This window comes from Ruegeria sp. CDSA241, from assembly GCF_059611265.1.
This window is the reverse complement of sequence record NZ_JBXWPF010000014.1, coordinates 80,738-106,337: the sequence shown is the minus strand read 5'-3', so window position 1 is coordinate 106,337 and position 25,600 is coordinate 80,738. Positions and strand designations below refer to the sequence as shown.

31 protein-coding genes and 1 pseudogene are annotated in these 25,600 nt (G+C 55.9%); 14 read left to right on the top strand and 18 right to left on the bottom strand.

Annotation, left to right across the window (positions count from 1 at the left end):
- Window positions 1–28: 28 nt before the first annotated feature.
- Entirely contained in the window at window positions 29–1,327 is a 1,299-nt protein-coding gene (locus AC2FJV_RS13905) for a helix-turn-helix domain-containing protein (RefSeq protein ID WP_281995802.1), read from the bottom strand.
- Between the two features lie 222 nt (window positions 1,328–1,549).
- On the opposite strand from AC2FJV_RS13905, the gene AC2FJV_RS13900 reads away from it, so the two are divergent.
- The 4 genes from AC2FJV_RS13900 to aat all read left to right on the top strand — a co-directional run bounded on the left by AC2FJV_RS13900 (window position 1,550) and on the right by aat (window position 4,770).
- The gene (locus AC2FJV_RS13900) at window positions 1,550–2,086 is read left to right on the top strand and encodes a helix-turn-helix domain-containing protein (protein ID WP_142638135.1); all 537 of its coding nucleotides are present in this window, start codon (window positions 1,550–1,552) and stop codon (window positions 2,084–2,086) included.
- A 152-nt stretch (window positions 2,087–2,238) separates the two neighbouring features.
- A complete protein-coding gene (accB, locus tag AC2FJV_RS13895; protein ID WP_142638133.1) occupies window positions 2,239–2,730 on the top strand; it encodes an acetyl-CoA carboxylase biotin carboxyl carrier protein in 492 nt (163 codons plus the stop codon).
- Window positions 2,731–2,739: 9 nt separating this feature from the next.
- A complete protein-coding gene (accC, locus tag AC2FJV_RS13890; RefSeq protein WP_271950374.1) occupies window positions 2,740–4,089 on the top strand; it encodes an acetyl-CoA carboxylase biotin carboxylase subunit in 1,350 nt (449 codons plus the stop codon).
- Between the two features lie 48 nt (window positions 4,090–4,137).
- Window positions 4,138–4,770: a leucyl/phenylalanyl-tRNA--protein transferase gene (aat, locus tag AC2FJV_RS13885; protein ID WP_142638129.1), complete on the top strand. Its 633-nt coding sequence runs from the start codon at window positions 4,138–4,140 to the stop codon at window positions 4,768–4,770.
- On the opposite strand, the gene AC2FJV_RS13880 is transcribed toward aat, so the two are convergent.
- The 6 genes from AC2FJV_RS13880 to AC2FJV_RS13855 form a co-directional block, all read right to left on the bottom strand.
- Window positions 4,725–5,093: a DUF2155 domain-containing protein gene (locus tag AC2FJV_RS13880; protein WP_142638127.1), complete on the bottom strand. Its 369-nt coding sequence runs from the start codon at window positions 5,091–5,093 to the stop codon at window positions 4,725–4,727. The two genes, aat and AC2FJV_RS13880, sit on opposite strands and share 46 nt — an antisense overlap.
- Window positions 5,090–5,542 (bottom strand): outer membrane lipid asymmetry maintenance protein MlaD, encoded by a 453-nt coding sequence (gene mlaD, locus AC2FJV_RS13875; protein WP_496713951.1) that lies wholly within the window; start codon window positions 5,540–5,542, stop codon window positions 5,090–5,092. Before mlaD ends, AC2FJV_RS13880 begins: the two co-directional genes overlap by 4 nt.
- 13 nt (window positions 5,543–5,555) lie before the next feature.
- Window positions 5,556–5,939, bottom strand: coding sequence for an NADH:ubiquinone oxidoreductase subunit NDUFA12 (locus AC2FJV_RS13870; RefSeq protein ID WP_142638122.1), 384 nt, complete (start codon window positions 5,937–5,939; stop codon window positions 5,556–5,558).
- A gap of 79 nt (window positions 5,940–6,018) precedes the next feature.
- Window positions 6,019–6,393, bottom strand: a complete 375-nt coding sequence (locus AC2FJV_RS13865) for a Rid family hydrolase (protein ID WP_142638120.1) — start codon at window positions 6,391–6,393, stop codon at window positions 6,019–6,021.
- 66 nt (window positions 6,394–6,459) lie between these two features.
- On the bottom strand, window positions 6,460–7,725 hold the full coding sequence (gene clpX / locus AC2FJV_RS13860; protein WP_142638118.1) for an ATP-dependent Clp protease ATP-binding subunit ClpX: 1,266 nt from the start codon (window positions 7,723–7,725) through the stop codon (window positions 6,460–6,462).
- A gap of 133 nt (window positions 7,726–7,858) precedes the next feature.
- The gene (locus tag AC2FJV_RS13855) at window positions 7,859–8,491 is read right to left on the bottom strand and encodes an ATP-dependent Clp protease proteolytic subunit (protein ID WP_142638117.1); all 633 of its coding nucleotides are present in this window, start codon (window positions 8,489–8,491) and stop codon (window positions 7,859–7,861) included.
- A gap of 320 nt (window positions 8,492–8,811) precedes the next feature.
- Between AC2FJV_RS13855 and AC2FJV_RS13850 the strand changes: the two genes are divergently transcribed.
- Window positions 8,812–9,147: an ArsR/SmtB family transcription factor gene (locus tag AC2FJV_RS13850; protein WP_142638116.1), complete on the top strand. Its 336-nt coding sequence runs from the start codon at window positions 8,812–8,814 to the stop codon at window positions 9,145–9,147.
- Between the two features lie 23 nt (window positions 9,148–9,170).
- Here AC2FJV_RS13850 and AC2FJV_RS13845 read toward each other — a convergent pair whose 3' ends face one another.
- The gene (locus AC2FJV_RS13845) at window positions 9,171–10,190 is read right to left on the bottom strand and encodes a zinc ABC transporter substrate-binding protein (protein ID WP_496713950.1); all 1,020 of its coding nucleotides are present in this window, start codon (window positions 10,188–10,190) and stop codon (window positions 9,171–9,173) included.
- Window positions 10,191–10,283: 93 nt separating this feature from the next.
- On the opposite strand from AC2FJV_RS13845, the gene AC2FJV_RS13840 reads away from it, so the two are divergent.
- The 4 genes from AC2FJV_RS13840 (at window position 10,284) to AC2FJV_RS13825 (ending at window position 12,517) form a co-directional block, all read left to right on the top strand.
- Window positions 10,284–10,763, top strand: a complete 480-nt coding sequence (locus AC2FJV_RS13840) for a Fur family transcriptional regulator (RefSeq protein WP_142638114.1) — start codon at window positions 10,284–10,286, stop codon at window positions 10,761–10,763.
- On the top strand, window positions 10,760–11,509 hold the full coding sequence (locus AC2FJV_RS13835; RefSeq protein ID WP_142638113.1) for a metal ABC transporter ATP-binding protein: 750 nt from the start codon (window positions 10,760–10,762) through the stop codon (window positions 11,507–11,509). Before AC2FJV_RS13840 ends, AC2FJV_RS13835 begins: the two co-directional genes overlap by 4 nt.
- Window positions 11,509–12,303 (top strand): metal ABC transporter permease, encoded by a 795-nt coding sequence (locus AC2FJV_RS13830; protein WP_142638112.1) that lies wholly within the window; start codon window positions 11,509–11,511, stop codon window positions 12,301–12,303. The genes AC2FJV_RS13835 and AC2FJV_RS13830 overlap by 1 nt, the downstream gene beginning before the upstream one ends.
- 76 nt (window positions 12,304–12,379) lie before the next feature.
- Window positions 12,380–12,517 carry an entericidin A/B family lipoprotein gene (locus AC2FJV_RS13825; RefSeq protein ID WP_142638111.1) on the top strand — a complete coding sequence of 46 codons (138 nt, stop codon included), beginning with the start codon at window positions 12,380–12,382 and terminating at the stop codon, window positions 12,515–12,517.
- Between the two features lie 1,294 nt (window positions 12,518–13,811).
- Here AC2FJV_RS13825 and AC2FJV_RS13820 read toward each other — a convergent pair.
- From AC2FJV_RS13820 to AC2FJV_RS13800, 5 genes and pseudogenes are all read right to left on the bottom strand, one after another.
- Entirely contained in the window at window positions 13,812–14,132 is a 321-nt protein-coding gene (locus AC2FJV_RS13820; RefSeq protein ID WP_142638110.1) for a hypothetical protein, read from the bottom strand.
- Between the two features lie 90 nt (window positions 14,133–14,222).
- Window positions 14,223–14,402, bottom strand: a complete 180-nt coding sequence (locus AC2FJV_RS13815) for a CTP synthetase (protein WP_142638109.1) — start codon at window positions 14,400–14,402, stop codon at window positions 14,223–14,225.
- 287 nt (window positions 14,403–14,689) lie between these two features.
- Window positions 14,690–15,589, bottom strand: a complete 900-nt coding sequence (locus AC2FJV_RS13810; RefSeq protein WP_496713949.1) for a DUF2971 domain-containing protein — start codon at window positions 15,587–15,589, stop codon at window positions 14,690–14,692.
- Window positions 15,582–17,381, bottom strand: coding sequence for a translation elongation factor 4 (gene lepA / locus AC2FJV_RS13805; protein ID WP_496713948.1), 1,800 nt, complete (start codon window positions 17,379–17,381; stop codon window positions 15,582–15,584). Before lepA ends, AC2FJV_RS13810 begins: the two co-directional genes overlap by 8 nt.
- 86 nt (window positions 17,382–17,467) lie before the next feature.
- A pseudogene (locus tag AC2FJV_RS13800) lies at window positions 17,468–18,022 on the bottom strand (RNA ligase family protein).
- Window positions 18,023–18,266: 244 nt separating this feature from the next.
- Between AC2FJV_RS13800 and AC2FJV_RS13795 the strand changes: the two are divergent.
- From AC2FJV_RS13795 to AC2FJV_RS13785, 3 genes are all read left to right on the top strand, one after another.
- Entirely contained in the window at window positions 18,267–18,578 is a 312-nt protein-coding gene (locus AC2FJV_RS13795) for a hypothetical protein (RefSeq protein WP_142638101.1), read from the top strand.
- A 66-nt stretch (window positions 18,579–18,644) separates the two neighbouring features.
- Window positions 18,645–19,586, top strand: coding sequence for a LysR family transcriptional regulator (locus tag AC2FJV_RS13790; RefSeq protein ID WP_496690181.1), 942 nt, complete (start codon window positions 18,645–18,647; stop codon window positions 19,584–19,586).
- A gap of 159 nt (window positions 19,587–19,745) precedes the next feature.
- A complete protein-coding gene (locus AC2FJV_RS13785; protein WP_496713947.1) occupies window positions 19,746–20,672 on the top strand; it encodes a DMT family transporter in 927 nt (308 codons plus the stop codon).
- Window positions 20,673–20,739: 67 nt separating this feature from the next.
- Here AC2FJV_RS13785 and AC2FJV_RS13780 read toward each other — a convergent pair whose 3' ends face one another.
- On the bottom strand, window positions 20,740–21,183 hold the full coding sequence (locus tag AC2FJV_RS13780; protein ID WP_142638096.1) for a low molecular weight protein-tyrosine-phosphatase: 444 nt from the start codon (window positions 21,181–21,183) through the stop codon (window positions 20,740–20,742).
- A gap of 28 nt (window positions 21,184–21,211) precedes the next feature.
- Here AC2FJV_RS13780 and AC2FJV_RS13775 point away from each other — a divergent pair, with 28 nt between their 5' ends.
- Window positions 21,212–21,907, top strand: coding sequence for an NAD-dependent deacylase (locus AC2FJV_RS13775; protein ID WP_281995791.1), 696 nt, complete (start codon window positions 21,212–21,214; stop codon window positions 21,905–21,907).
- A gap of 54 nt (window positions 21,908–21,961) precedes the next feature.
- Complete coding sequence (locus AC2FJV_RS13770; RefSeq protein WP_282027764.1) at window positions 21,962–22,570, top strand: HdeD family acid-resistance protein; 609 nt, start codon at window positions 21,962–21,964, stop codon at window positions 22,568–22,570.
- Between the two features lie 81 nt (window positions 22,571–22,651).
- Here the strand turns inward: AC2FJV_RS13770 and AC2FJV_RS13765 are convergent, their stop codons facing one another.
- The 4 genes from AC2FJV_RS13765 to AC2FJV_RS13750 all read right to left on the bottom strand — a co-directional run bounded on the left by AC2FJV_RS13765 (window position 22,652) and on the right by AC2FJV_RS13750 (window position 25,513).
- Entirely contained in the window at window positions 22,652–23,116 is a 465-nt protein-coding gene (locus tag AC2FJV_RS13765) for a copper chaperone PCu(A)C (RefSeq protein ID WP_142638090.1), read from the bottom strand.
- Window positions 23,117–23,158: 42 nt separating this feature from the next.
- On the bottom strand, window positions 23,159–23,509 hold the full coding sequence (locus AC2FJV_RS13760; protein ID WP_142638088.1) for a hypothetical protein: 351 nt from the start codon (window positions 23,507–23,509) through the stop codon (window positions 23,159–23,161).
- A 407-nt stretch (window positions 23,510–23,916) separates the two neighbouring features.
- The gene (rpmB, locus tag AC2FJV_RS13755) at window positions 23,917–24,204 is read right to left on the bottom strand and encodes a 50S ribosomal protein L28 (protein ID WP_142638086.1); all 288 of its coding nucleotides are present in this window, start codon (window positions 24,202–24,204) and stop codon (window positions 23,917–23,919) included.
- Window positions 24,205–24,373: 169 nt separating this feature from the next.
- The gene (locus tag AC2FJV_RS13750) at window positions 24,374–25,513 is read right to left on the bottom strand and encodes a Hint domain-containing protein (RefSeq protein WP_496713946.1); all 1,140 of its coding nucleotides are present in this window, start codon (window positions 25,511–25,513) and stop codon (window positions 24,374–24,376) included.
- Between the last annotated feature and the right edge of the window lie 87 nt (window positions 25,514–25,600).

Here is a 25,600-nt window from a genome sequence, read left to right as displayed (position 1 = left end):
ACAGCTTATGCGCAGTGTCACGAAACTGTCAAAAACCTTCGCTCAGAATCGAGGGCTCTCGGCGCGATTCACAGTCCTTATTGGGGCAGACCCGGCAACTTGGGCCAACATGGGCAACCGCCTGACTGCCCTGAGGGCTTTCTTCGACGGATCGAACCAGCATGACAGAACGATAAACCGGCGCATCATCATAGCCGGAAATGGATTGCGGCCAGGCATAGGCATAACAATCGAATTCCGCGGCCGTTCGCCCCAACTGAACGATCCGTTTTCGGATCGGAACCAGCGGCCGGTTCAGCGCCTGAAACAGCGGCCACAGAGGACACGCCTCGCCGAACCTGGGCATGGCAAAACCGGGCACCGATTTGCTGAACAAAATGCTGCCTGAGGCATCACATATCACCAGCCCGGTCGGGCGCGACAAATACCCTTTGGGCAAGGCGGCCAGCCGCCTCAGCACGGTGGCGATGTCGACTGAATACTCTGTTGCCAAAAGCAAAGGATCTGTAACTCCCCGATCCAAAGCCCCTTTGAGCGCATCCAGAGGCAAAAGCCGAGCGTCGGATTCGTAGACGTCCAGAATATCCCGCGCCACTTTTCGCGCGGCAGAGGAATCAATCTCATTCAGATTAACATCCGCGCTTCCCCCTCCGGTTTCGATTTCCGGGAAATGGTGATCATGCCTGTCAAAAAATGCTTCGACATCTTCCAGAGGGACGCCGCGACGATCCTCGGCCCCCTCGGAATCATCCAGATAGGCCACCAGCGATTTGGAGCTATCGGCCAGCCGTTCGGCATCCTGGTGCAGGTTCCGGTGGAATCGGTCTTGCCACTCGGGTTCAATCTCTTGCGTTTCAGCAAGAATGGCAGCGGTGGAACGAATCGCGGCGGCTGTCGAAAGGACCTCGTGCATGGATGCTGCCAGATGCGGATCGTGCGTCAAACGATCCGACAGGGTTTCAATCGTTCGCTCTAACGACACCACTCGGCTGTGCATTTGCGCCAAAACGCCCGCCCACCCTGGAAACCTACTTGCGAACTCCTCAAGCCCGTCCACTTCGGCTTTCTGGCCAACAGCATCTGCCGCAGCCTCGCGCAGCGCAGAAATCAGCGTCGCCTCGATCCCCTGGGTTAGCACCGAAGGCTCAACGGTCAGGGCCGCAGCGATATCCACCAGCAGCTTTCCTCCGATCCTGCGGCGGTTATGCTCGATCAGGTTCAGATAGGATGCCGAGATTCCAACCTGCCGTGCAAGCTGGGCCTGACGCAATCCGGCGATCTGCCGCCTTTCGCGAATACGGCTGCCTGTTAACGTGTCCCGCAAAATTTCCTCTTTTTCCGCTGGCTCCTTTGGTCAACTTCAGGAGCATTTTCAAAACTATTATTTAAATATAAGTATTTAGCAATAAATTTTCTTGGGCAGTTTACTTTCTTCACAAACGCATCCCGCAATTCCAAACACCCGGACCGCGGTGTAACCCATTTGCATATTTCGAAAAACACAGGCCTTCCCCTTCTATTTTCGGAAAAACACCTGCACCATGGACATATGAGCGACCCAGCCTTTGAATATGCGCCGATCGGATTGGTCGAGTTGGAGAACCGCGTGATCCGCCGGTGCAATCTGCAGTTCGCACGCACTTTCGGCGGTGAAGAGGCCGATTACCGCAACATGCCCCTGCTACATCTCTACCCTTCTGTCGCAGATTGGGAACGTATCGGCGCACGGAGCCTGCAAATAATGCGCGACACCGGATATTACACGGATGAGAGGGTCATGCGTCGCCGCGATAGCGACTTATTCTGGTGCCGCGCGCGCGGACGTTCGCTAACGCCTGAAGATCCATTCCGCCATGGCATCTGGAGTTTTTCGGATATTTCCGAGGAACGCCCTTTGGTCGAGCTAACCAGCCGTGAGCGCGAGGTTGCCATTCTGTCCTGCAAGGGCTTGTCGGCCAAGGAAATCGGTGCGGAACTGAACCTGAGCTATCGTACAATCGAAGCCTACCGTGCGCGGCTGCTTGAAAAATTCGGGGCACGTAAACTGCCTGAACTGGTTGCGAAACTCTCCGGAATGCCGCTGTAACGCTGTTTACCACTGGTAATCTTCAGCAAAACCCCCATCTGACAGGCCGAGACTGTGCTTTTCATGGCCGTACGCTTAGCTTATAACGCTGCGTAATCAGACCAAAGCCCGCGCGAAACAGACGGGCCAAAGGGGAACCGTCGAGGACACTCATGACAGATACCAAACACGAAGCGGATGTGGCGTTTATCAAGGCACTGGCCGAACTGCTGCGGGAAAACGACCTGACCGAGTTGCAGGTAAAGCGCGATTATGGCGAAGATGACAGCCTGAACGTACGCGTTAGCCGCATGTCACCCGTCGCCGCTCCGGTCCAGGTTGCGGTCCCGGCGGCCGCGCCAGCCGCAGCCCCGGCAGCCGCACCTGCAGCAGCTGAAGCACCCACAGCAAGTGACGATCCAGCCAGCCATCCAGGCGCTGTGACTTCGCCCATGGTCGGCACCGTGTACATGCAGCCCGAGCCGGGTGCGCCGTCCTTCATCTCCGTCGGTGCCAGTGTTTCCGAAGGCGACACGCTGCTGATCGTCGAAGCGATGAAAACCATGAACCACATCCACGCGCCTAAATCCGGCACTATCAAGCGTATTTTGGTGGGTGATGGCGATGCTGTGGAATTCGGCACTCCTTTGGTCATTGTTGAGTAAGGCGGCCCCATGTTCGACAAGATCCTGATTGCCAACCGAGGCGAGATCGCCCTGCGCGTCATCCGCGCCGCACGCGAGATGGGGATTAAGACAGTCGCCGTCCATTCAACCGCAGACAGTGACGCGATGCATGTACGCATGGCGGACGAATCGGTCTGCATCGGCCCCCCGCCCAGCCCACAAAGCTATCTGTCGGTGCCTGCGATCATCTCAGCCTGCGAGATCACTGGCGCTCAGGCGATCCACCCGGGCTACGGCTTTTTGTCTGAAAATGCCGAGTTTGTGCAGATCGTCGAAGATCACGACATCACCTTCATTGGCCCCACCGCTGAGCATATCCGCGTGATGGGGGACAAGATCACAGCCAAGGACACGATGAAAGCCTTGGGCGTTCCCTGTGTGCCTGGTTCAGATGGTGGCGTGCCGGATCTGGCCGCAGCCAAGCGGATCGGTGAAGAATTCGGCTATCCTGTCATCATCAAGGCCACCGCCGGTGGCGGCGGACGCGGCATGAAAGTCGCGATGAGTGCGGATGAGATGGAAAGCGCCTTTATGACCGCGCGCGCCGAAGGCAAAGCCGCATTTGGTAATGACGAGGTCTATATTGAGAAATACCTGACCACACCGCGCCACATCGAGATTCAGGTCTTTGGCGATGGCAAGGGCCAAGCGGTTCATCTGGGCGAGCGCGACTGTTCCCTGCAGCGCCGCCACCAAAAGGTATTCGAAGAGGCACCCGGCCCCTGCATCACCCCCGAAGAACGCGCAAGGATCGGTAAGGTCTGTGCCGATGCGGTTGCCAAGATCAACTATATCGGTGCAGGTACGATCGAATTTCTGTACGAAAATGGCGACTTCTATTTCATCGAGATGAACACCCGCCTACAGGTCGAACACCCGGTCACTGAGGGCATCTTTGGCGTGGATCTGGTGCGCGAACAAATCCGCGTTGCGGCTGGTCAGCCAATGTCATTCGGTCAGGATGATCTGAAAATCAATGGTCACGCCATCGAGGTTCGGATCAACGCCGAGAAATTGCCAAACTTCTCGCCCTGCCCCGGAAAAATCTCGGCCTACCATGCGCCGGGCGGTCTGGGTGTGCGGATGGATTCAGCGTTGTATGACGGGTACACGATCCCGCCCTACTACGACTCACTGATCGCCAAACTGATCGTGCAGGGCCGCGACCGGCCCGAAGCACTGGCCCGTCTCGAACGCGCATTGGGTGAGTTGATCGTGGACGGAATCGACACGACGGTTCCCTTGTTCCACGCACTTCTGCAAGAAAGTGACGTCCAAAGCGGTGATTATAACATCCACTGGCTGGAGCACTGGCTTGCGGAGAATATGGCCGACTAACTCTGCTGGGTCGGAAGGTTATCGCTTTCCGACCCTGAGGCGCCTGGCATGAGCCTTTCCCCGGAATTACTGCTCCATGGATATTCCATCGGTATCTTCCCGATGGCTGAACATCGCGATGATCCGGACCTGTTCTGGGTTGATCCTAAGTTTCGCGGCATCTTCCCTCTGGACGGATTTCACATCTCACGCAGCTTGGCCCGCAGGATTCGGAACTGTGGGTACACGGTGTCAATCAACAGGGATTTTCCCGGCGTTGTTGATGGCTGCGCTGATCGCACGGATACCTGGATCAATCAGGAACTTCGCACCCTTTACCAAAAGCTGAACCAATCCGGTCACGCCCATTCACTGGAAATCTGGGACGGCCCGAATTTGGTTGGGGGCGTTTATGGCGTTACTCTTGGCGCTGCCTTCTTTGGCGAAAGCATGTTTTCCCGGCGCAAGGATGCCTCAAAAATTGCACTGGCTTATTTGGTCGACAGGTTGCGGTCCTGCGGGTTCAAACTGTTCGATACACAGTTTTTAACCGCGCATCTCGCCTCGCTCGGCGCGATCGAGGTGCCACGGGCACAGTATCGGAACGCGCTGGAAGAGGCAGTGACTATTGCAGCAGATTTCTCTGCTGATCTCGATCAATCGCCGGATGGCGTGATACAGCGGATCACCCAGACGTCATAGCGCGAATGATCAAGCGCATTCAGGGCTGGCGAGGTGGCAATCATCCACCCGTCAAACAGTTGATCCGTTCCGCCTTGTTCCCAAATGGTCAGGTAGGCAAACGCGTCCCCTGTTGGGTTATCTGCAGGATAGCGGCAATCACCCAGTGCGACATCCAGCCCAAAGACTGTCTTGGATTGGCCGTTTTGCAGTTCGACATCAACGGTCTGGCCATTGACCTTATCCAGCCCTCTGAGCATTGCACCCGGTCCGGATTGAACCTTTTGCTGTGCCGCTACCCCAGAGGCTGCCAGTATTGCCGCGATCAGAGCATATCGCTTCATTCGCCGCCATCTCCGGCGACGAACTTAACCAAAAGCGAAATCAGGCTGACTGCGCCCTGTGTATCCTCGACCTGATCGCCCGGTTCAAAGTTAAAGGGCGATCCGCCTGGCATGACTTCTACAAAGTTACCACCCAGCAACCCTTCGGATGAGATCACGATAGCACTGTCATCGGGGACCAAAATTCCATCAGAAATCGCAAAAGTCGTGTCCGCCCGATAGGTTTCCGGGTTCAGGGCCACTCCTGTCACGGTGCCGATTTTGACCCCGGCAAGCCGCACGTCCGTTCCGACGCCGACGCCTTCGAGCGAGCGGAAAGAGGCGTTAAGCTCATAACCAGAACCGCCCTGGGACAGGCCTGTCGACTGGCTCGCATAGACGCCAAACGCTATTGCCCCGGCCAGGACGGCGCCTCCGACCAAAACTTCTGAAACTTTGTAAGATGACATTGCTCGCCTCGTCTTATTCCGGGTTCCAGGCCTCATAATCCGAACGCTCGACCGGATCCGGGCGGCGCAAAGACCCCGCCGGTGCATAAGCAAGCGCGGTTCCTGTCAGGTTTTCCTGATGCGGTTTTTCCCAGGATTTATGTGCCAGAGGTTTGTCGGTTGGCGGTTCGTCCCAGGTGCGGTGCAACCAACCGTGCCAATCGGGATCAACCCTGCTGGCCTCGGCCTCGCCGTTGAAGATCACCCAACGCCTGCTGTCATCCGCGGTACGATAAAATATATTGCCTTCATTATCTTCACCGACTTTCACGCCTTTGCGCGCGGTGTAAATCTGGGTGTTCAGGGTGGCCCCGTTCCACCAGGTCACGGCGCGCAAAAGACTGTTCAGGATTCCCATCGGCTGCCTCCGGCATTTTTGTCTCTGCAGATATGGACCAAAGGTCCGCCAAGGTCCAGTGCTAGGGTAACGTTGCGCATCAATCCGGCAAAACTGCGGTCACTTCAATCTCGATGCGGTCCTCTGGCGTGATCAGGTTGCATTCGGTCACTGTCGCCGCCGGCGGGTTTTCACCAAATGCCTCAACCAGCAAGGGCCAGCACAGTTCAAATTCTGACATGTCCGGAAGGTAGTAGTTTACCCGAACCACATGCGCCAAATTTGATCCAGCCTCATCCAAGGCCTTTTCAATCGCCTGCAGCGCGGATTTGCACTGTCCGACGATATCTTTGGGAATGATTTCGCCTTGTGCGCAGGTTCCGGCAACAAAGACAAAACCGTTTGCAACCACTGCCCGGCAATAGCCGACTTTGGCCTCATATTGACCGCCCGAGGAAATTCGCCTTATCGTCATCCTGCCCTCCCAAACACAAAATGGCGCGGGATCACCGCGCCATCTGTTGTAATTCAAATTCAGTGATTACCCGGCCGAAGCTGATTCCGCCGCATCCGCATAGATGATCAGCGGCTGCTTGTCCGAGGATACAGCCTCTTCGTTAACGACAACCTCGGTCACGTTCTTCATGCCAGGCAATTCGAACATCGTGTCCAGAAGGATGTCTTCAAGGATCGAGCGCAGCCCGCGTGCACCGGTCTTCCGTTCAATGGCGCGTTTGGCGATAGCCTTGAGCGCATCGTCGGTAAAGCCCAGCTCGGCATCTTCCAGTTCGAACAGACGCTGATACTGTTTGACCAGCGCGTTCTTGGGTTTGGTCAGAATGGTGACCAGCGCATCCTCGTCGAGATCTTCAAGCGTGGCCAGAACTGGCAGACGTCCGACAAATTCCGGGATCAGACCGAATTTCAGCAGGTCTTCAGGCTCCAGCTCTTTGAAAATCTCACCCACGCCGCGGTCATCATTGTCCCGCACATCGGCACCAAAGCCCATGGCCGAGCCTTTGCCGCGCTGTGCGATAATTCTATCCAGACCCGCAAAGGCACCACCGCAGATGAACAGGATATTCGTCGTGTCCACTTGCAGGAATTCCTGCTGCGGATGCTTGCGTCCACCTTGCGGCGGAACACTGGCGACGGTGCCTTCCATCAGCTTCAGCAGCGCCTGCTGCACGCCCTCGCCCGACACGTCGCGCGTGATCGAGGGATTCTCGGATTTGCGCGTGATCTTGTCGACCTCATCGATGTAAACGATGCCGCGCTGCGCGCGTTCGACATTGTATTCGCTGGCCTGCAACAGTTTGAGGATGATATTTTCGACATCCTCGCCCACATAACCGGCTTCGGTCAGCGTGGTCGCATCGGCCATGGTAAAGGGCACATCCAGAATGCGCGCCAGAGTTTGCGCCAACAACGTCTTGCCGCAGCCTGTCGGGCCGATCAACAGGATGTTGGATTTGGCCAGCTCGATATCGCTGCCGGCCTTCTGAGCGTGATTCAATCGTTTATAGTGGTTGTGAACCGCTACTGACAGAACCCGCTTGGCCGTAGCCTGACCGATCACATAATCGTCCAGAACTTCGCAGATGTCTTTCGGCGTCGGCACTCCGTCAGAAGATTTCAGCCCGTTGGCTTTCGTCTCTTCGCGGATGATGTCCATACACAGCTCGACGCATTCATCACAGATGAACACGGTCGGACCTGCAATCAGCTTACGCACCTCATGCTGGCTTTTGCCACAGAAGCTGCAGTAGAGCGTGTTTTTGCCGTCACCGCCTGAATTCGTCGCCATGATCTACCTTTCGGGCTCCATCCTATGCCCCTTTGCGGGGCCGCGCTTGCGCCTGTTCGTGCAGCTTAGGCCAGCACTGTGGCGGCTACAATCTCAAAATACCCCCCGTATCGGCGACACGAGGGGTCTGGGCTTAGCCCTCTTCGCCGCTCATCTTGGCGCGGTTTTCAACGATCTCGTCTATGTGACCCCATTCCTTAGCCTCTTCCGGGCTCATGAAGTTGTCACGGTCCAGCGCCTTTTCAACAGCCTTTTTGGTCTGTCCAGTATGGCGTACATAGATATCATACAGGCGATCCTTCAGCTTTTGCGTCTCAGCTGCGTGGATCATGATATCGCTTGCCTGCCCCTGATATCCGCCACTGGGCTGGTGCACCATGATGCGGCTGTTCGGCAGGGAAAAGCGCATGCCCTTCTCACCACCGGCCAGCAGAACCGACCCCATCGAGGCCGCTTGACCGATCACCAATGTGGAACATTTCGGTTTGATATACTGCATTGTGTCGTAAATCGACAAACCGCTGGTGACCACGCCACCCGGCGAGTTGATGTAGATCGAGATTTCCTTGTTCGGGTTCTCCGCCTCAAGGTGCAGCAGCTGAGCAACCACAAGATGGCTCATCCCGTCGTGGATCGGGCCGTTGATAAAGATGATCCGCTCTTTCAGAAGGCGCGAGAAGATATCATATGCGCGCTCACCCCTGCTGGTCTGCTCAACGACCATTGGGACAAGCGTGTTCATGTATGTGTCAACGGGATCGAACATAAGAAACCTGCCTGCTTTGCTATGGATCGGGACACTACCCGAAAATCTGTTACCTGAGTCTTAGTATCGCCACAGTGGGGCTGCAAGGGGTGCAGGAAACTTCATGCCCTGCAAATGCAAATTGATATTCAGCGGTGACTAAAGCGATACGCTCTTCAAAGTCGAAATCTGCGTCGAACTCTCACAAGTTCCCCTTTTCCCCTCACCTCATTTTGATTCATGCATATAAGAGTAAATGTTCATAACTAGCTGACTTGCGACCTTCTCCAGGCAGCAACACAAACAGGCGCCCAAAGTGTGGGCTGGTAAGGAAACAGAGGATGGCCCTTCCACAACTTTCACAGGAAACATCTCCGGAAAATTTCGACAAAATGGTTGAGAACGCAACGCATGCTGCAAATTTTCTCAAGGCCATCAGCCACGAAGGGCGTCTCATGATCCTGTGCCACCTGGTATCGGGAGAAAAGTCAGTAACAGAACTGGAAGAGCTGCTTTCGGCGCGGCAAGCCGCTGTTTCGCAACAACTGTCGCGGTTGCGACTTGAAGGGTTGGTGACGCCTCGCCGCGAAGGCAAGGCGATCTTTTATAGACTGGCCGATGAACGGCCACGCCGGATGTTAGAGGTTGTCTACGAACTCTTTTGCAACGAAGAATAAGAGCAATCCGCTATCCCAGCTACTTACGACTTACTTTTGGAACAGTCTTGATAGCCGGCGGACATGGCCATTAGCAAACTATCATAGTGCGAAATTCCCGTGTCAAAACTAACGCCTACGGGATCCAATTCAAAGATCGTGGCCCCGGTTCCTTCGATCGCTGTCCGCACCAGCCTTGTGTCAAATTGCGGCTCGGAAAAGGCACAAACAATTCCTTCATGCTCAACCTTTTCACGCAAAGCCGCCAATCGCGCCGGCCCGGGAGAGGACGCATCGCCAAGACTGACTGCGCCGGATGACTCCAGCCCAAATCGCTTTTCGAAATACTGATAGGCATCATGAAACGTTATGAATGACAGCGTCTGCATATCTGTCAGATCTGTCATAATTTTTTCTTTCAGTTCAACCAGTTCCCGATCTGCGGTCGCCGCGTTCTGCTGATAAACATCGGCGTTTTCAGGGTCCGCCTCTGAGAGCGTTGCGGCAATTACCTGAACCCAGATACGTGCATTTTCGGGATCCAGCCAGGCGTGGGGGTCAACCCCTTCGTGATCATGGCCATGGTCGTCTGCATGGCCCGCATGGTCGTCGTGATCGTCATGACCCGCATGATCGTCGTAATCCGCGTGATCGTCGTGGCCATCATGATCCGCATGGTCATCATGGTCATCATGGTCATCATGGTCATCATGATCGGTCGCATCCCGGAATTCATAGAGAATTGTTCCATCGGCATCCAACAAAGAGACGTGCAGTGCATCCGGCGACAGCGCACCCAAGGGTTTAGCCAGCCAAGGGGTCAGCTCTTCTCCAGTCCAGAATACGATCTCGGCGGACTGTAAAGACCGCGCCTCAGAAGGCCGCATAGCGTGATCATGAGGTGACGCCCCGGGCGGAATGATCAGACTGGGCTCACCCACGCCATCCATCACACGGGCGACCAGCGAATGAACAGGCGCAATATCGACGGCCACGCTTGGCGCTTCAGCAATAGCTTGGCCTGCAAACGCGATTGAGAACAAATACAGTGTGGGTCGGAACATATTCCCTCCGAAATGATATGTTATTACATTCGTTGTACGCTTGTTAATCCGGACGTTATTACATATCAAGTTGAAAATCATTGGAGTCCCGCCATGAGCACTGTTGGATTCAGACAACACGATCACGCCCACTGCGTTCACACTGCGCTGTCTCAGGCCGAAAACAAGTGCAGAACAAAGCGCCTGCAATTCACCACTGTCCGACGCCGTGTTCTTGAGATCCTGTTGGAAAAGCACCGGGCAATGGGCGCATATGACATTCTGGCTGTGCTAGCTGCAGAAGGGCTCGGGTCGCAACCTCCGGTCGCGTATCGTGCACTGGATTTCCTTGTGCAAAACGGGTTCGTGCATCGTATCGAGCAACTGAATGCCTATACAGCCTGCGCCCACCCGACCCATGACCATGTCCCCGCGTTTCTGATCTGCAGGTCCTGCAAAGCAGTGGCTGAAACGGAAACCGAGCTGACACAGGGTCGATTGGGCGCTGCGGCGAACACCTCGGGGTTTCAAATCGAACGAGTAGTGGTCGAGGCCGAGGGCCTATGTCCCGAATGTGTAGGGTCGGCGGCATGAATACCCCTCTTATTTCATTGAAAAACATGTCCATTCGGATCGACGGCCGCACGATCCTTGAACATGTGAATGCGGCAGTTTCCGAAGCAGAGATCGTGACCATTGTGGGGCCCAACGGATCTGGTAAGTCGACTCTTTTACGGGCGATCATTGGGGCCATTACCCCATCAGAAGGCCAGGTAAGCCGCGCGCCCGGCCTGCGCATCGGTTATGTCCCGCAAAAACTGGCTTTGGACGCCGCTTTTCCGATGACCGTGCAACGTTTCCTGGGCTTACCCAAACGGATCTCGGCCCGCAAAGCGCTGGATGCACTAGAACGAGCGGGCGTCCCGGATCTGCGCAACCGGCAAATGACCCAGCTTTCGGGCGGTCAATTTCAACGAGTTCTGCTGGCGCGCGCACTCCTTGATGATCCTCAGGTCTTGCTTTTGGATGAAGCAACGCAAGGCCTGGATCAACCGGGTGCAGCTGCCTTCTATCAACGCATTGAGCAGGTCAGACGCGACCTTGGTTGCGCGATCGTGATGGTCAGTCACGATCTGCACGTTGTCATGGCGGCCTCAGACCGTGTGCTATGTCTGAACGGACATATATGCTGCGAGGGGTCGCCTCATACCGTCGCGGACGCACCTGAATACCGGGCCTTATTTGGCAGCGGAACCAAGGGCATGATGGCCCTTTACCAACATCAACACAGCCATTCGCACGACCATGACCACCACCACGACCAGGAAACAACCAACTGATGTTAGACGATTTTATGGTTCGTGCGGCGCTGGCGGGTATTGGCGTTGCACTCGCGGCGGCCCCTTTGGGGTGCTTTGTGGTATGGCGCCGGATGGCCTATCTGGGCGAGGCCACAGCGCACGCGGCTGTTCTGGGTGTGGCACTGTCTCTGGCATTTTCGCTTCCGATGCTGCCGTCGATTGTGGCGTCAGCGCTTGCCATGGGGCTTACCGTCACGCTTTTGCGTGGCAAGGGGTTGGCGATGGATACATTACTAGGCGTAATAGCGCATACAGCCCTGGCCGCAGGGCTAGTCACCGTCGCCTTGCTGTCCGACGTCCGGCTGGATTTAAATGCCTTTCTGTTTGGTGATATCCTGGCTGTCACCAAAGGCGATTTGGCAACCATTTGGGGCGGCGGCGCGTTGATCCTGGCAGTCATGATCTGGCGCTGGTCAGCCCTACTTGTCGCCACGCTGAACCCGGACATGGCCTATGCATCCGGCATTGACCCTAAGCGCGAGGAGGTGTGGTTGACGCTGACCATGGCGCTGGCCGTTGCCGTGGCAATCAAAGTGGTAGGGGTTCTGTTGATTGCCGCCCTGCTCGTCATCCCGGCAGCCGGTGCACGATCTTTGGTGAAAACACCTGAAAATATGGCATTCGGGGCCGCAATCATCGGATCAGCTGCCGCCCTTGTCGGGCTGTGCGGTGCGTATCTTGCCGACACTCCGGCCGGGCCCAGCATCGTCTGCGCCGCAGCTGTGATCTTTCTGGTGACAGCAGCCATCGGGCCACTTTTTCGTAAAGAATAGAATGCCGGTTCAAAACTCTGGTTCACCATTAGCAAAACTGCTACGAAAATCGGGACTTATACAAAAGGAGAGACCTATGATCCGAGCCGCACTTATTGGACTGGCCCTTTGCACACTCGCCGCATGTGAAACCGCTAAAGGCGCCGGTAAAGATATTGAAAAAGCAGGTGACGCAATTCAGGGCGCAGCCACCGAGGTTCAGGAAAACATCTGATTCCATTCGGAATGTAGCGATCAAGATCGGGCGACATACAAGATATAGTTGCTCTCTGCACCCGGACCCGCTATCCTTGCGGACACAGGTGCATAGACGCGGCATTGCATTTCTGACACGATCACGGGGTTCTTGCTTAAACGCAAGAACCCCGTTCCCGTTTTAGGGGGAATTAAATCGCTGCCTGTATGAATCCGGGGCCCGGAAAAAGGAAAAGGCGTCAGGTGCGCAGACGCGGTCTTTGCATGTGCCCATAGGGCACCCCTGACGCCTTACCGGTTCGACACGCCCGAGGGACGCCCCGATCCAGTTGCTTTGTCCCCCTAAGGGGCCACAGCCGCTGAACAGAGCCCGAGGGCCCCGCACAGCACGCATTAACCTTCTGAGAGCTTGATCACCTGTTTCAAACTTGACGCCCAAATCAGCGGATCACGCACCGGTAAGTCTTTGCAGTAGAACAAAATCCTAAGATTTCCCTTCACCGCAGCGACCCCCTTGGCCTTTGCGTCCCACCCAGGATCCTAAGAACCTCTGCGGTAACCTGACTGTTACATCGCGGTCATAAACGGGCAAGAAAATAGCACTGCAGCATAAAAAATAGTCGGGGATAAACTGTTGATATCTCGCTGGAGAGTAATGTGGATAACTCTAGATTTTACGTTCCTGCGCAGAGTTGCGATTGGACAAGTGAAATTGCGTGCTTGGCCCGGGATTTTGGACTCTTTCTGCAGGCGCAAACGGGCTGCACGACCCTTCTGGGGGTTTTGGTGAGCGATTGCGCCGATCCGATCCCTGATATTTCGAATCAAACCCGCCGTGAACGGGTCGCTCTTTGGCCACGGCCTCCGAGGACCGAGGCATTTTCTGACCAATCAGGGCCACCTGCCCGCATTTTGCGCTGAAAGCCTGTTCTGAATTTGAGAAGCGCTCCGACCCGGTTGGGTTACCTACTAAGCGCTGCGGCAATTCGCAGCCAGTACCCCCTAAATTCCAACCAGACCAGAGACGCTTCAGTTCACCTGGAGACCAGAGACGAGCCCGGAACTCGTTCGATCGCGCAGGCTACGCAAATTCAAGATTACATACAGCCCAAGGATCTTGCGCCAGCCCACGCAGCCAACCTAGATGAAGGGGCATTTACCGCTTCGATAGTTGAAATTGCTGTCACTGGCTCACCTCCTGTGCTGGGCCTTTCGCTGGCCTTTTACACAGATTGGGTGGCTGAGGGCCGGTTGCAACTTACCTATAGGAAGCTTCATGAAGGCTTTAAAAAAGCCTAACCAGATTGTCGCGCTTAGGCCCAGGCCAGCGCGGTGCCGATCACGACCAGGGAAATGCCAAACACTTCGCGATGCGAGAAGTTTTCGCCAAACAGAAAGAATGAGGCGATGGCGATGAGAACAACCTCGGCCCCCAGAATTCCAGTATAGATTATGCCCAACCGTTCGTCGCGCAGCGCGGCGAGTTCGAGCGTCGCCCCGGCCAGCAGGGTCGCGACGATCAGCAGGCCAAGCCCCAGGCCAGGGATTTTCCACCAGAACTTCATCGCGACCATGGCAACGGAATAGAGACCCGCTGACCCGAGGGCAATGAAGGGGATCATGGATGTGGACATCTGCGCCTCCTGCTAGGGTTCCGCTGGGTAAACTCTAGCAGGCCAGCCGGGATGCGGCTGTGAGGTTGGTCACAATGGGTCGAACAGGCCTTATCCCGCGATCTTTCGGGTCACCAGATACGAAACCGGAAACGCCGCAATAAAGCCAGCTCCGGCAGCGATCAGGATAGGGTATAGCGTCGTATACCCCATCGACAGAACCGCAATCACAGCGGACCCGGCAAAGGTGGAGCCAAGGAAGATATGTACGATCAGCATCAGGGGAAGCATGGGGGCCTCATATCAGGGATTCAACTTCCGCGGATCCTAGGATTGAGAGCGCATGCGGTCTTTGATCTGGGTCAGAGTGAGCGGCGTCTTGGAATTCGTCCAGTGGACGAATTCAGCCGCGAACGGGCGGAGCCCCGAAACGAAAACGCGCCGCCCGTTTTGCCGGAGGCAAACTTCGGTTTAACGGAGGCGGGTCGGCGCGGCCCGGCGGTGCCGCCGGGCGTGACCTCAATCACTGGTGACTGTATCGTTTGGACCGCCGCATCGGCTTGTTTCACGAAACTAGGTCAAGCAAACTCCAGACCATACGAATGCTCAGATAGCGCTAGTTTCCTGACTTCAACATCTGAGCCTATGCGAGACGTCAAAAACCCTTTGAGTCGATCGCTGGCATTGGCACCAAGCACAATGGACGATAGTCGATAAGGTGCAATCGAATTGTATCCCGCGGAATCACCTTGTGTTTTCAGAGCTCTCCACTCGCATTCACGATCCCACTCTTTGGATTTTGACAGCACCAGAGCATCGTTCACTCTAGTAGCTTCTTCACCCGAAACAACTAGAGATCGATGCTTTGGTGGATTCGCTCGGCGAATACTATTGATCAACCAACGGATAGTTTGAACTGTCGTCAAGGCTGGGCGGCTTTCCAAGTATTTTACTTTGGAAACGACTTTCCTAGCCGCAGCCAAATCCTCTTTTTCGCAAGAAAACTCGTAACAAAAGGACTGATGAGATGCAGAATAGTAAGCCCACATCAGAGAACTAAAAGGATTTGCCGTAAAGCAACAGATCGTTTGCCATTCCCGCGCCGCTACTAAATGCTTAGGAATTTCAGTTTTGAGATGCTCAAAACTGAAATATCTATCTCTAAATTCACGTATAGGTATCTTAAGGTTTCTAGCTTCATCGGCGAGATTTCTTCCAGAAATCATCCTATTGTTACCGTATTCGCGTTGAAATGCTTTGATTAACTTTTGTATTTCCGTTCGTTCAGAATCGATTAGTACTGGCAATGTGTCGAAAGGATCGTTTTGGCTGCTCAAGGGCGAATACCAAACGCACCCTTTTTGCGCGGCCTCGACCTCATTCTCCAACCGAGAACACATATCCTCGTCTTCTAAATCGCAATCGGTGTAACCGCGATGCCTATAAATCAGACCTGGTGGATAACCAGATTCAGCCATCCATCTTCAACGCAGAAATAAACGCCTCCTGCGGAATATCCACCTTCCCGAACTGGCGCATCTTCTTCTTACCCGCCTTCTGCTTGTCCAGCAGTTTGCGTTTCCGCGTGGCGTCGCCTCCGTAACACTTGGCAGTAACGTCCTTACGCAGGGCCGAGAGGGTCTCGCGCGCGATGACCTTGCCGCCGATGGCGGCCTGGATCGGGATTTTGAACATGTGGCGCGGGATCAGGTCTTTGAGCTTCTCGCACATCGCCCGGCCCCGCATCTCGGCCCGGTCACGGTGAACCATGGTCGACAGCGCATCGACCGGTTCGTCATTCACCAGCACCGACATCTTGACCAGCGCGTCCTCGGTATAGCCGGTCATCTGATAATCAAACGAGGCATAGCCCTTGGTCACCGATTTCAGGCGGTCGTAGAAGTCAAAGACGACCTCATTCAGTGGCAGGTCATAGACGACCATCGCGCGCGAGCCCGCATAGGTCAGGTCCATCTGGATGCCACGGCGGTCCTGGCACAGTTTCAGCACGTCGCCCAGGAATTCATCCGGCACAAGGATGGTCGCCTTGATGCGTGGTTCCTCGATATGGTCGACCTTTGACGGGTCGGGCATGTCGGCGGGGTTGTGCAGCTCGATCATCTCACCGTCTTTCATGTAGACGTGATAGATCACCGAGGGCGCAGTGGTGATCAGCTCGATATCATATTCGCGCTCAATCCGGTCGCGGATGACCTCAAGGTGCAACAGGCCAAGGAAGCCGCAGCGGAAGCCAAAGCCCAAAGCGGCCGAGGTTTCCATCTCAAAGCTGAAGCTGGCGTCATTCAGCGCCAGTTTGTCGATCGCGTCGCGCAGGTCTTCGAATTCGGAACTGTCGACGGGGAACAGACCGCAGAACACCACCGGCTGCGCGGGTTTAAAGCCGTCCAGCGCGATTTCTGCGCCATTGCGGTCATTGGTGATCGTGTCACCGACGCGGGTGTCACGGACCTGTTTGATCGAGGCGGTGAGAAAGCCGATCTCACCGGGGCCGAGGCTGTCCACCATCTCCATCTCAGGCCGAAAAACGCCAACGCGGTCGACATGGTGCAGGGTGTTGTTCGACATGAACTTGACGCGCATGCCCTTTTTCAGGGTGCCGTCCATGATGCGGACCAGAACGATGACGCCGAGATAGGCGTCGTACCAGCTATCGACCAGCATCGCCTTGAGCGGTGCATCCAGATTACCCTTGGGGGCCGGCAGATGGGTGACAATGGCCTCCAACGTCTCATGGATGCCCTGCCCGGTCTTGGCGCTGACCTGAATCGCCTCAGACGCGTCGATGCCGATCACATCCTCGATCTGTTCGGCCACGCGGTCACAATCGGACGCAGGCAGGTCGATCTTGTTCAGCACCGGCACGATGTCATGATCGGCGTCGATGGCTTGATACACATTGGCCAGCGTCTGCGCCTCGACCCCTTGGGTCGAGTCCACAACCAGCAGAGAGCCTTCGACCGCACGCATCGACCGCGAGACCTCATAGGCAAAGTCCACGTGGCCGGGGGTGTCGATCAGGTTCAGCACGTATTTCTCGCCATTGTCGGCGGTATAGTCGATGCGGACCGTGTTGGCCTTGATGGTGATGCCGCGCTCGCGCTCGATATCCATGCTGTCGAGCAGCTGTTCCTTCATGTCACGATCCTTGACTGTCCCGGTCTCTTGGATGAGCCGGTCAGCAAGGGTGGATTTGCCATGGTCGATATGCGCGACGATGGAGAAATTGCGGATGTGAGCGAGGTCTGTCATGGGTTGGGGATATGCGTCGGAATTGGGCTGCGGTCAAGGTAGGACGAGACCCGACGAAACCCTTTAGTTGCTAGGCTTCGATCCGATCAGACCAGCCCATTTCTAACCAGTTCAGCATTCATCCAATGCGTCTCACTTTGCACATGACCTTCACGTACGTACTTCGCGAGATGAGTGGGCATGTTTTCTTCCTCGAATGCTGCTGTTGTGCGAACGACAAACCCCTCTTGTGTGTCTAGATCTAGGGCTGCAATTACATCAGCGACGACCTGAGCTGAGAGCCGTCCCCGATACAGTTCGGAAACAGGGCTGATTCCAAGTTTTGTAAAGCGTGACAGCGTCGCATCCCATGGCTGAACGACGCCAGCTTTGATCCACGCGAATCCCAAAAAATAAGTCGGCAATTCCAAATACGCGATGGAATGACGTGCGAATAGATATTCGCCAACAATGCGCTCATCCTAAGTAAGTTGCGGTGCGATACCAGCTGCGAAAGCCTTCACCCAGTCTCGCGACGGGTGATATCTTGCGTCGATGCTGCGAGGGTGGCAGCCTTGGCTGTGAATTGTCGTATTCTCGCCGTCCATCTTTTCGGTAAAGACGACTTCGTCCGCTGATGCCAACTCATCAACACTCGACATGATCTTGTCATCGCTTGTAGCACCGGGAGATTGCGGCAAGTGGAATGTACGCCCGTATTTCTTTAGCATTTTTGTCTCACGATATAGTTCTAAGCGAAGTCAGGCCAGAAAACGCGACATCAATTATGTGCGCAATCACTTTTTCGCAGCACATGATTGATCCGAAATCCACTTTGATTCATACTCCGCCACAGACCGAGAGGGGCATCAGACCCGTCCGGGCAGGCAAAAACGAGGCAAGAGCATGAAACAGTTCCTCTTAATCGCATTTTGTGCGGCATCGCTGACGGCGATGGCTCCGGCACCGAGCGAGGCTGCGCAGATCAAACGGGCGTGTCTGGCGTCGGACCGGTCGGCGGCAACGCGGGCGCGGTGCAGCTGCATTCAGCGCGTCGCGGATCAGGCGTTGACGCGTGGTGATCAGAAGACCGTCGCCAAGTGGTTCACCGACCCCCATCAGGCGCAGGAGTTGAAGATGTCGCAGACTTCGCGCGATGATGCGCTGTGGGATCGGTATAAGAACTTTGGCCAGATGGCGCAGGCAATCTGCAACTAAGCCGGTCACGCTGCTTGACCTGATGCGCACTGCACCTCAGATATGGCGCAGCGAAAGGTGTATCAGATGGTAATGAAAGGGCTGACCCTGCGGGGCCTTGAGGTGTTCGAGGCTTTGGCGCGGACAGGATCGGTGGCACTGGCCGCCGAGATCACGGGGCTCAGCCAGCCTTCGGTTTCTCAGCAGTTGCGCAATCTGGAAAAGGCATTGGGCACTGATCTGGTCGATCACGGGCGACGACCAATGCGTTTAACGCAAGCCGGCCGCAGCTTTCTGGCGCGGGCCGAGGTCGTGCTGGCCGAACTGCAAATGGCCCAAAGCGAACTGACCGTGATGGATCTGGGGCATCTGACCACCCTCTCCATCGGTTTGATTGACGATTTCGACAACGATCTGACCCCGCGGCTGGCGACTTTGCTCGCCGACAGCCTAACCCGGTCGAAATTCAAACTGATCACGTTGCCCAGCCTAAACCTGTTCGCCGAGCTGGAGGCGCAGAGGCTGCATATGGCTGTATCCGCGCATTCCGGAGAGGTCCTGAAGGGTGTGATTGAATACCCTCTGGTTCAGGACCCTTTCATTCTGGTGACCCCAAAGGGTAAGGGGAATTCAATACAGGACCTGCCCTTTCTGCGATACGCCCGAGATCAGCTGATCAGTCGCCAGATCGAGGCGCATCTGGCGCGCCAGCAAATGGAGTTCGAGGAACGGTTTGAAATCGGCTCGCACCTGGCGCTGATGGCAATGGTCGCACAGGGGCTTGGCTGGGCGATCACAACACCACTGGGATATATGCGTGCGACGCGGTTTCATGACGGGATGGAGGCGCATCCGGTCCCGTTCGGTGACTTCGCCCGCACAATTTCGCTGTTCACCCGCTCTGACTGGTCGGACCAAGTACCCAAAGAGGTTGCAGACATGATCCGACGGCTGATGCGGAGCCAGATTGTTGATCCGGCAGTCGCGCAGGTGCCGTGGCTGGGCGGGCAGTTGAAGGTGATGAGTTAGTGTAGGGTACCGCAGATATTGGAAGCATATTTACCAACGCGCCGTGTGTTTCTGCCACCATCTTCATACAGAACTGAACTAGGGTTAGCTTTGCGAACCGAAGCAACCGCTCGACGAATCTCTGCTACAGCAGTCGCAAACCTGTGATAGCAAATTGGAATGGCAACGATATCAACACAGACCAGACCAACTATTCCCTATTCGCTTGCGGTTGCCGGCGTTCTTTTCGCCTCAATTTGTTTCGGGTTGGTTCCCTTTTTTAGCCGAGGGCTGACCGAGCAAGGCGTCGCGCCTTATGCCGTCGCGTTCTATCGCTACATCGTTACGGCAATTCTGCTGCTGCCTGTTCTTATAATACACCGAAACGCTTGGCGCGAGATTGCTTGGGGGCTTTCGGCAGGCGCGGTAATGGGCCTTGGATGGATTGGATATGTGACGGCGCTGGAGACATTGCCCGCATCGACTGTGGGCGTTCTCTATATGACCTATCCGGTTTTCACGCTGATCATTGCCTGGGCTTTGTTCGCCGATACACCCACAAGGCGCGCATTGTTCGCCTCGGGCCTCATTACGTTGGCGGCACTCATTGCAGGATCGCCCGCATCTGTTCCGATACAGCACATACCAACGCTTCTGATGTCGCTAGCAGCCCCAATCGGGTTCGGCTTCGGCATATGTGTCTTGGTTCACAGGTTGTCCCGCATCGCACCGCTTGCGCGCATTGCTTCGGTTTCCTTGGGATCGGTTCTCGGGCTGTTGCCGCTGATGTTGAACGCCGATGTTGCCAAGTTGCTCCCGCAGGGGCAATCCGACTGGATTTTGATCGTCGGAATTGGCCTGGTCACAGCGCTTGTGCCACAGCTCATTTATACGATCTGCTCGCCGTTGATCGGCGCTTCTCAAACTGCGGTCGTCGGCAGCATTGAATTGCCGACGATGTTTGCTGTGGGCTTTCTTGCCTTTGGCGAAGCAATCACAACACCACAGGCCGTAGCCTGCGCTTTGGTTTTGGGTGCGATTGCAATCACCAGAAGCCGGACGACACGCACCTTATCCACTGTGATTGCGAAAGAACCAAACAGGTGAGCTTAGCCCCGATGCAGGCGTCGATTGATTTTACACCTGAATGTCGAAGACATCAAAGCATCTACAACTAAGCCCTCAGATGTGCGTCAAGACCTGCGACGGCCTTTTCGATCAAATCCAGCGTGCCCTCGAAATCACGGGTGTAATACGGATCGGGCACATGATCCGCGCCTGTCTCAGTAGCGAAATCAGTCAGCAAGCGAACCGGAGTTTTGTTGCCACGGGGACGCAAGTTTTCGATATTGGTAAGGTTCTCTGCATCCATTCCGATGATCAGGTCAAAGCGGTCAAAATCTTCGGCCACGAATTTGCGCGCGCGCAGATCGCTGATGTCGATACTACGGGCATGAGCAGCCTGCTGCATTGGGCCATAAGGCGGGTCTCCGATGTGCCAGCCAGAGGTTCCGGCGCTGTCGGTGGCATGATGCGGCGCACGGGCGCGAAAGGCACCTTCGGCGGCCGGAGACCGGCAGATATTGCCCAAACAGACGAAAAGGATACGGTGTGTCATACAACCGGGTGTAACGCGTGAGGCGGAAATGGAAAAGATCGTCATTCTGACCGGTGCCGGGATTTCCGCCGAAAGCGGGCTGGGCACATTCCGCGACGAAGGAGGTCTGTGGGCGCAGCACAGGATCGAGGATGTCGCCACGCCCGAAGGCTTTGCCCGCAATCCGGCGGTGGTGCACAAGTTCTACAACGCGCGCCGTGTGCAGGCTGCACAGGCGCAACCCAATCCGGCCCATACCGCGCTGACCCATCTGCAACGCAACTGGCCCGGCGAGGTTATCATCGTGACACAGAATGTCGACGGCCTCCACGAAGCTGCAGGATCCGAGAATGTGATCCATATGCACGGCACCCTCGCTGGGGCCTTATGCACCGCCTGCGATCACCGCTGGGTCGCCCCGCCCGAGATGTCGGTGGGTGAACCCTGCCCCGCCTGCGGTGGCCCAACCGCCCGACCCGATGTTGTATGGTTCGGTGAGATGCCCTATTTTATGGACCTGATCTACGATCACCTGGCCAATGCTGCAATCTTCGCTTCAATCGGCACCTCGGGTCAGGTCTACCCCGCCGCAGCATTTGTGCACGAGGCGACAATGTCAGGCGCACGAACCGTCGAGTTGAACCTAGATCCGTCATCCGGCGCCTCGAGTTTCGATCAGGTGATACTTGGCCCTGCATCCGAAACCGTGCCACGCTGGGTTCAAAAGCTGCTGCGCGAATCTTAGCCCGCCAGACCGGCACCAAAATTATTGATACGACAATCGAAATAAGAGGCTCCCATGACCGACCCCCACCACACGCGCGAAGAAATCATGGACGATTCCAGTATGGAGGGCCGCGATACATTTGGCGACCAACTGGCAAATCTGTGGTGGACCTTCCTGTTGCGCGGATGTCTGGCCGGAGCATTGGGGATCGCCGCGCTGTTTTGGCCAACGGGCAGTATCTCTTTGCTGTTGCGACTGGTCGGCCTGCTTTTGGTTCTAGATGGCGGCCTGACCCTACTGGGCTTTGGACGGCGCGGATTGATCGGCGGCGTCGGCATCGGGGCACTGTTGATCGGTCTTGTCCTGCTGATCTGGCCCGAGGGTGTTGCGCGGCTGACATTTTTCCTGCTGGGTGCTTGGGCGCTGATCGTCGGCATCGGTTCGTTGCTGGCATGGCGGCAGATACCCAGCAACAACCCGGATGCCGTGATGGTGCGAAACTCGGGGATCATTGCGCTGATCATTGGGTTGGTGCTGTTGTTCTGGCCCGGCAGTGGCATGGTCGCACTGGGGTGGGCCATTGCCTTTTCCGCTCTGGCTTTCGCCGCCGTGATGTTCTTTCTGGCAATGCGCTTCAAACGGGCGCATGACCGCGTTTCGATGCGGGTTGTTAACCGTTGAAGCGATAGGCAAACAGGCCGGGCAAAGCCCGGCCTGACGCGTGGATGACGGCCGCATAGCGGCTTGAAGGTTGACGTGACCTTAGTTCGAGTGGGCGCCCATGTCTTTTCGTTCCAGATCAACCGGCACGTCGATCTCAACCTCACCGGCTTTTTCAAAAACCAGCGTTACAGGCACAGTTGCACCATGTTCAAACGGGGCAACCAATCCCATGAACATCACGTGATCGCCCCCGCGCTTGAGCGCATGCGCACCACCGGCTGGGATGACGAATCCCTCTTCGACATGGGTCATCTGCGCCACGCCGTTGGCATCGATCAGATGCGTGTGCAGCTCAACCCGTGCAGCCGCCTCCGATTCCGCACGAACAAGACGGTCATCCGCCTCGCCCGTGTTCTGAATCACCATAAAGGCCGCGCCCGCTTTCGCCGTTTTGCCGGCGGAGCGCGCATAGGCATCTTCTAGTGTGATGGTTTCCTGCGCCATTGCAGTGGTGGCAAATGCGGCCGCAGCCAGGGTTGCCAAAAGTTTGGAAGTGAGGGACATTGCGCCTCTCCTATGTCAAGTGTCTGAAAAAGTTAAATTTAATCAGGCTCTTGCAGGTGGCGCGCGGGCGGGCTGAAACGGAACGGGCGCTGCTATTAGGCTCCTGTCGCCGCGCTCTAAAAATGGCCCGGCATAACTTGGTGCATCGGGCAGCACATGTGAAACGACAGCAATAGCACCCAGCAACGTCAGCGCATAGTCGGGGCAGAAATGCGGGGGCTTTGCCGGTTGCCCCTCGGCATCCATATAGATCACAACAGGACCAACACCAGTACACAGCACCATCTGCCCGACTGCGGTATCAACGCCACGCGACGCAGCCACCCCTTGACCGGTCAGAATGACCAGCAGCGACAGGGCAAATGATAGAAATCTGTTCCGAAAGTGTTTCATCCTGCCTTCGGTATACGCCCGAGACAAAAAGGGCTTCAAGCACAATCGAATGCGCCAGAAGCCCTCGGGTCATTTTGGTCAGTACGAGGTCAGTTGTCCAATCCAGGACGTTTGACAGACCCTTTGGTCAGGCTGGTATGCAACCTGTTCACCTGACGCTGCATCCGCACACATGTCCCAAACGTCTTGCCAAAAAAGGCCGCCAACAGGGAGAGGGAATCAAAGGATTTGAAAGACATGAGATCGAACTCCGCCAATAGAATATGAACAAACATATTCAAACATCAGAACACTGTATGTGAACAAGATCACGCTCTGACGGCGAAATCGTCTAAACTCAATCAGACAAAAGAAAAGACCCTGCACCGTTCGGGTACAGGGTCGAAATCTTTGGTGAAAAAGAACGCTTAGACCGCAGCTTGAGCCTTGGCGATTTCTTTTTTCACTTTCAGTGCGTTGGTGGACAGCTCGTCATCCTTGGCTTTGGCCAGGAACGCATCCAGACCACCACGGTGGTCAACTGAACGCAGGGCAGCGGCTGAGATACGCAGCTTGACGCCACGACCCAGGGTTTCCGACTGCAGGGTTACGTCGTTCAGGTTGGGCAGAAAACGGCGACGAGTTCTGTTTTTGGCGTGGCTGACATTGTTGCCAGTCATCGGGCCTTTTCCGGTCAGTTCGCAACGGCGCGACATGGTTTCTTCCTTTGTATCTGCGGGCTGGGTACAGGACCCGTGGCCAAATCACAAGGGGCGCAACCCGAAGTCGCGCCCGAAAACTGGTTGGATGCGTTTAGTGGGAATCACAGGAAGGGTCAAGACGGGCCGTGCGAAATCTTTGCACCCATCTTAAACTCTATAAGACCTAGGCGCCATTGCGTTGAAGCAAGGGTTTGTTGTTCTTCAAATGCCGCTGGATCAGGTGGGACTGTTGGCGTCCACATGGTATGAACCGGGCCGGGTTTTCACCATGATTTTCGATCAGTTCCGGAAAGATTTCGAAAATTTCTTGCCGCGCCTCCGATCCGAGGGATTTCAGGGCCTCGACTCCGGTGAACAGGCTTTCGGTTGGGGCATCTTCGGCAAAGATGACATGATGGCGATCAAATAGCAGGTGAAAATACTCAACCGATTGCACGGCCTCATCGATATAGATTCCCGGCAGTGCGGTCAGTTTGATCGCCGGAATCAGAACTTCGGTGGTGCCGAACATGCGTTCCGCGATTCTGGACTGCACCAGCATCCTGTGCTGGCGTGAGACCAGAAGATCGCGATGCGGCAAACCCTCGCCCAGCGCACCTGCAAGGATTCGTACCGGCAAGAGCCGGGGATTTTCCAGCAAGGCGGCGCGGTCAAACTGTCGACGACCGATCCAGCGTATAGGCTGAGGGTCGCACCCCATGGTCGGGACCATGTCCCCGATCCGCAGCGCTTGGATTGCTTTCATGCCGTCCTGTGTCAGGATGTGCGTATCACGGGTAAAACAAGGAACGCCACTTCCGTTCTCAAAGGCAGAATATGTGACCGTGATACCGGATGGTAGGGTGAATGTCCCGCTGGACAGGGTATAGCCTACGCCATCTACGACGTTAATGACGCCAAAATTGGTATCGGTGATGACGGTACCCACCGGCAAGTTCAACGTGTCGGTCCCGCCACCACCCCGCAAATCGCCACTAACGCTGGTGCTGGTGAAATTCAGGGTATCGTTGCCGCTCCCCAGCCGGATGTTTCCAACACTCGAGCCACTGATATCGACAGTGTCGTCATCCGACCCGCTGGCAATCCTGCCACCAATGGTGCTACTGGTGACGGTGATCGTGTCGGAGCCGGCATTGCCGATGACATTCCCGGTAATCGAGCTGTTATTGATGTCGACGTCGTCGTCGCCACCCCGGCCGCGGATATTATCAATCGGAGTTCCAGCCGGTGAACCGTTCAGAGTCCCCGTGTCATTGTTAACGTCGATATCGTCGTTGCCGTTGGTCCCAGTAATATCGGGCATAGCTGACGGTTCCCGCATATCCGGCCTGGCGACAGATGCGCGGCCTTAACCCGAGTTTGCATCAAGTTTGGGTCAACTTGCAACCTA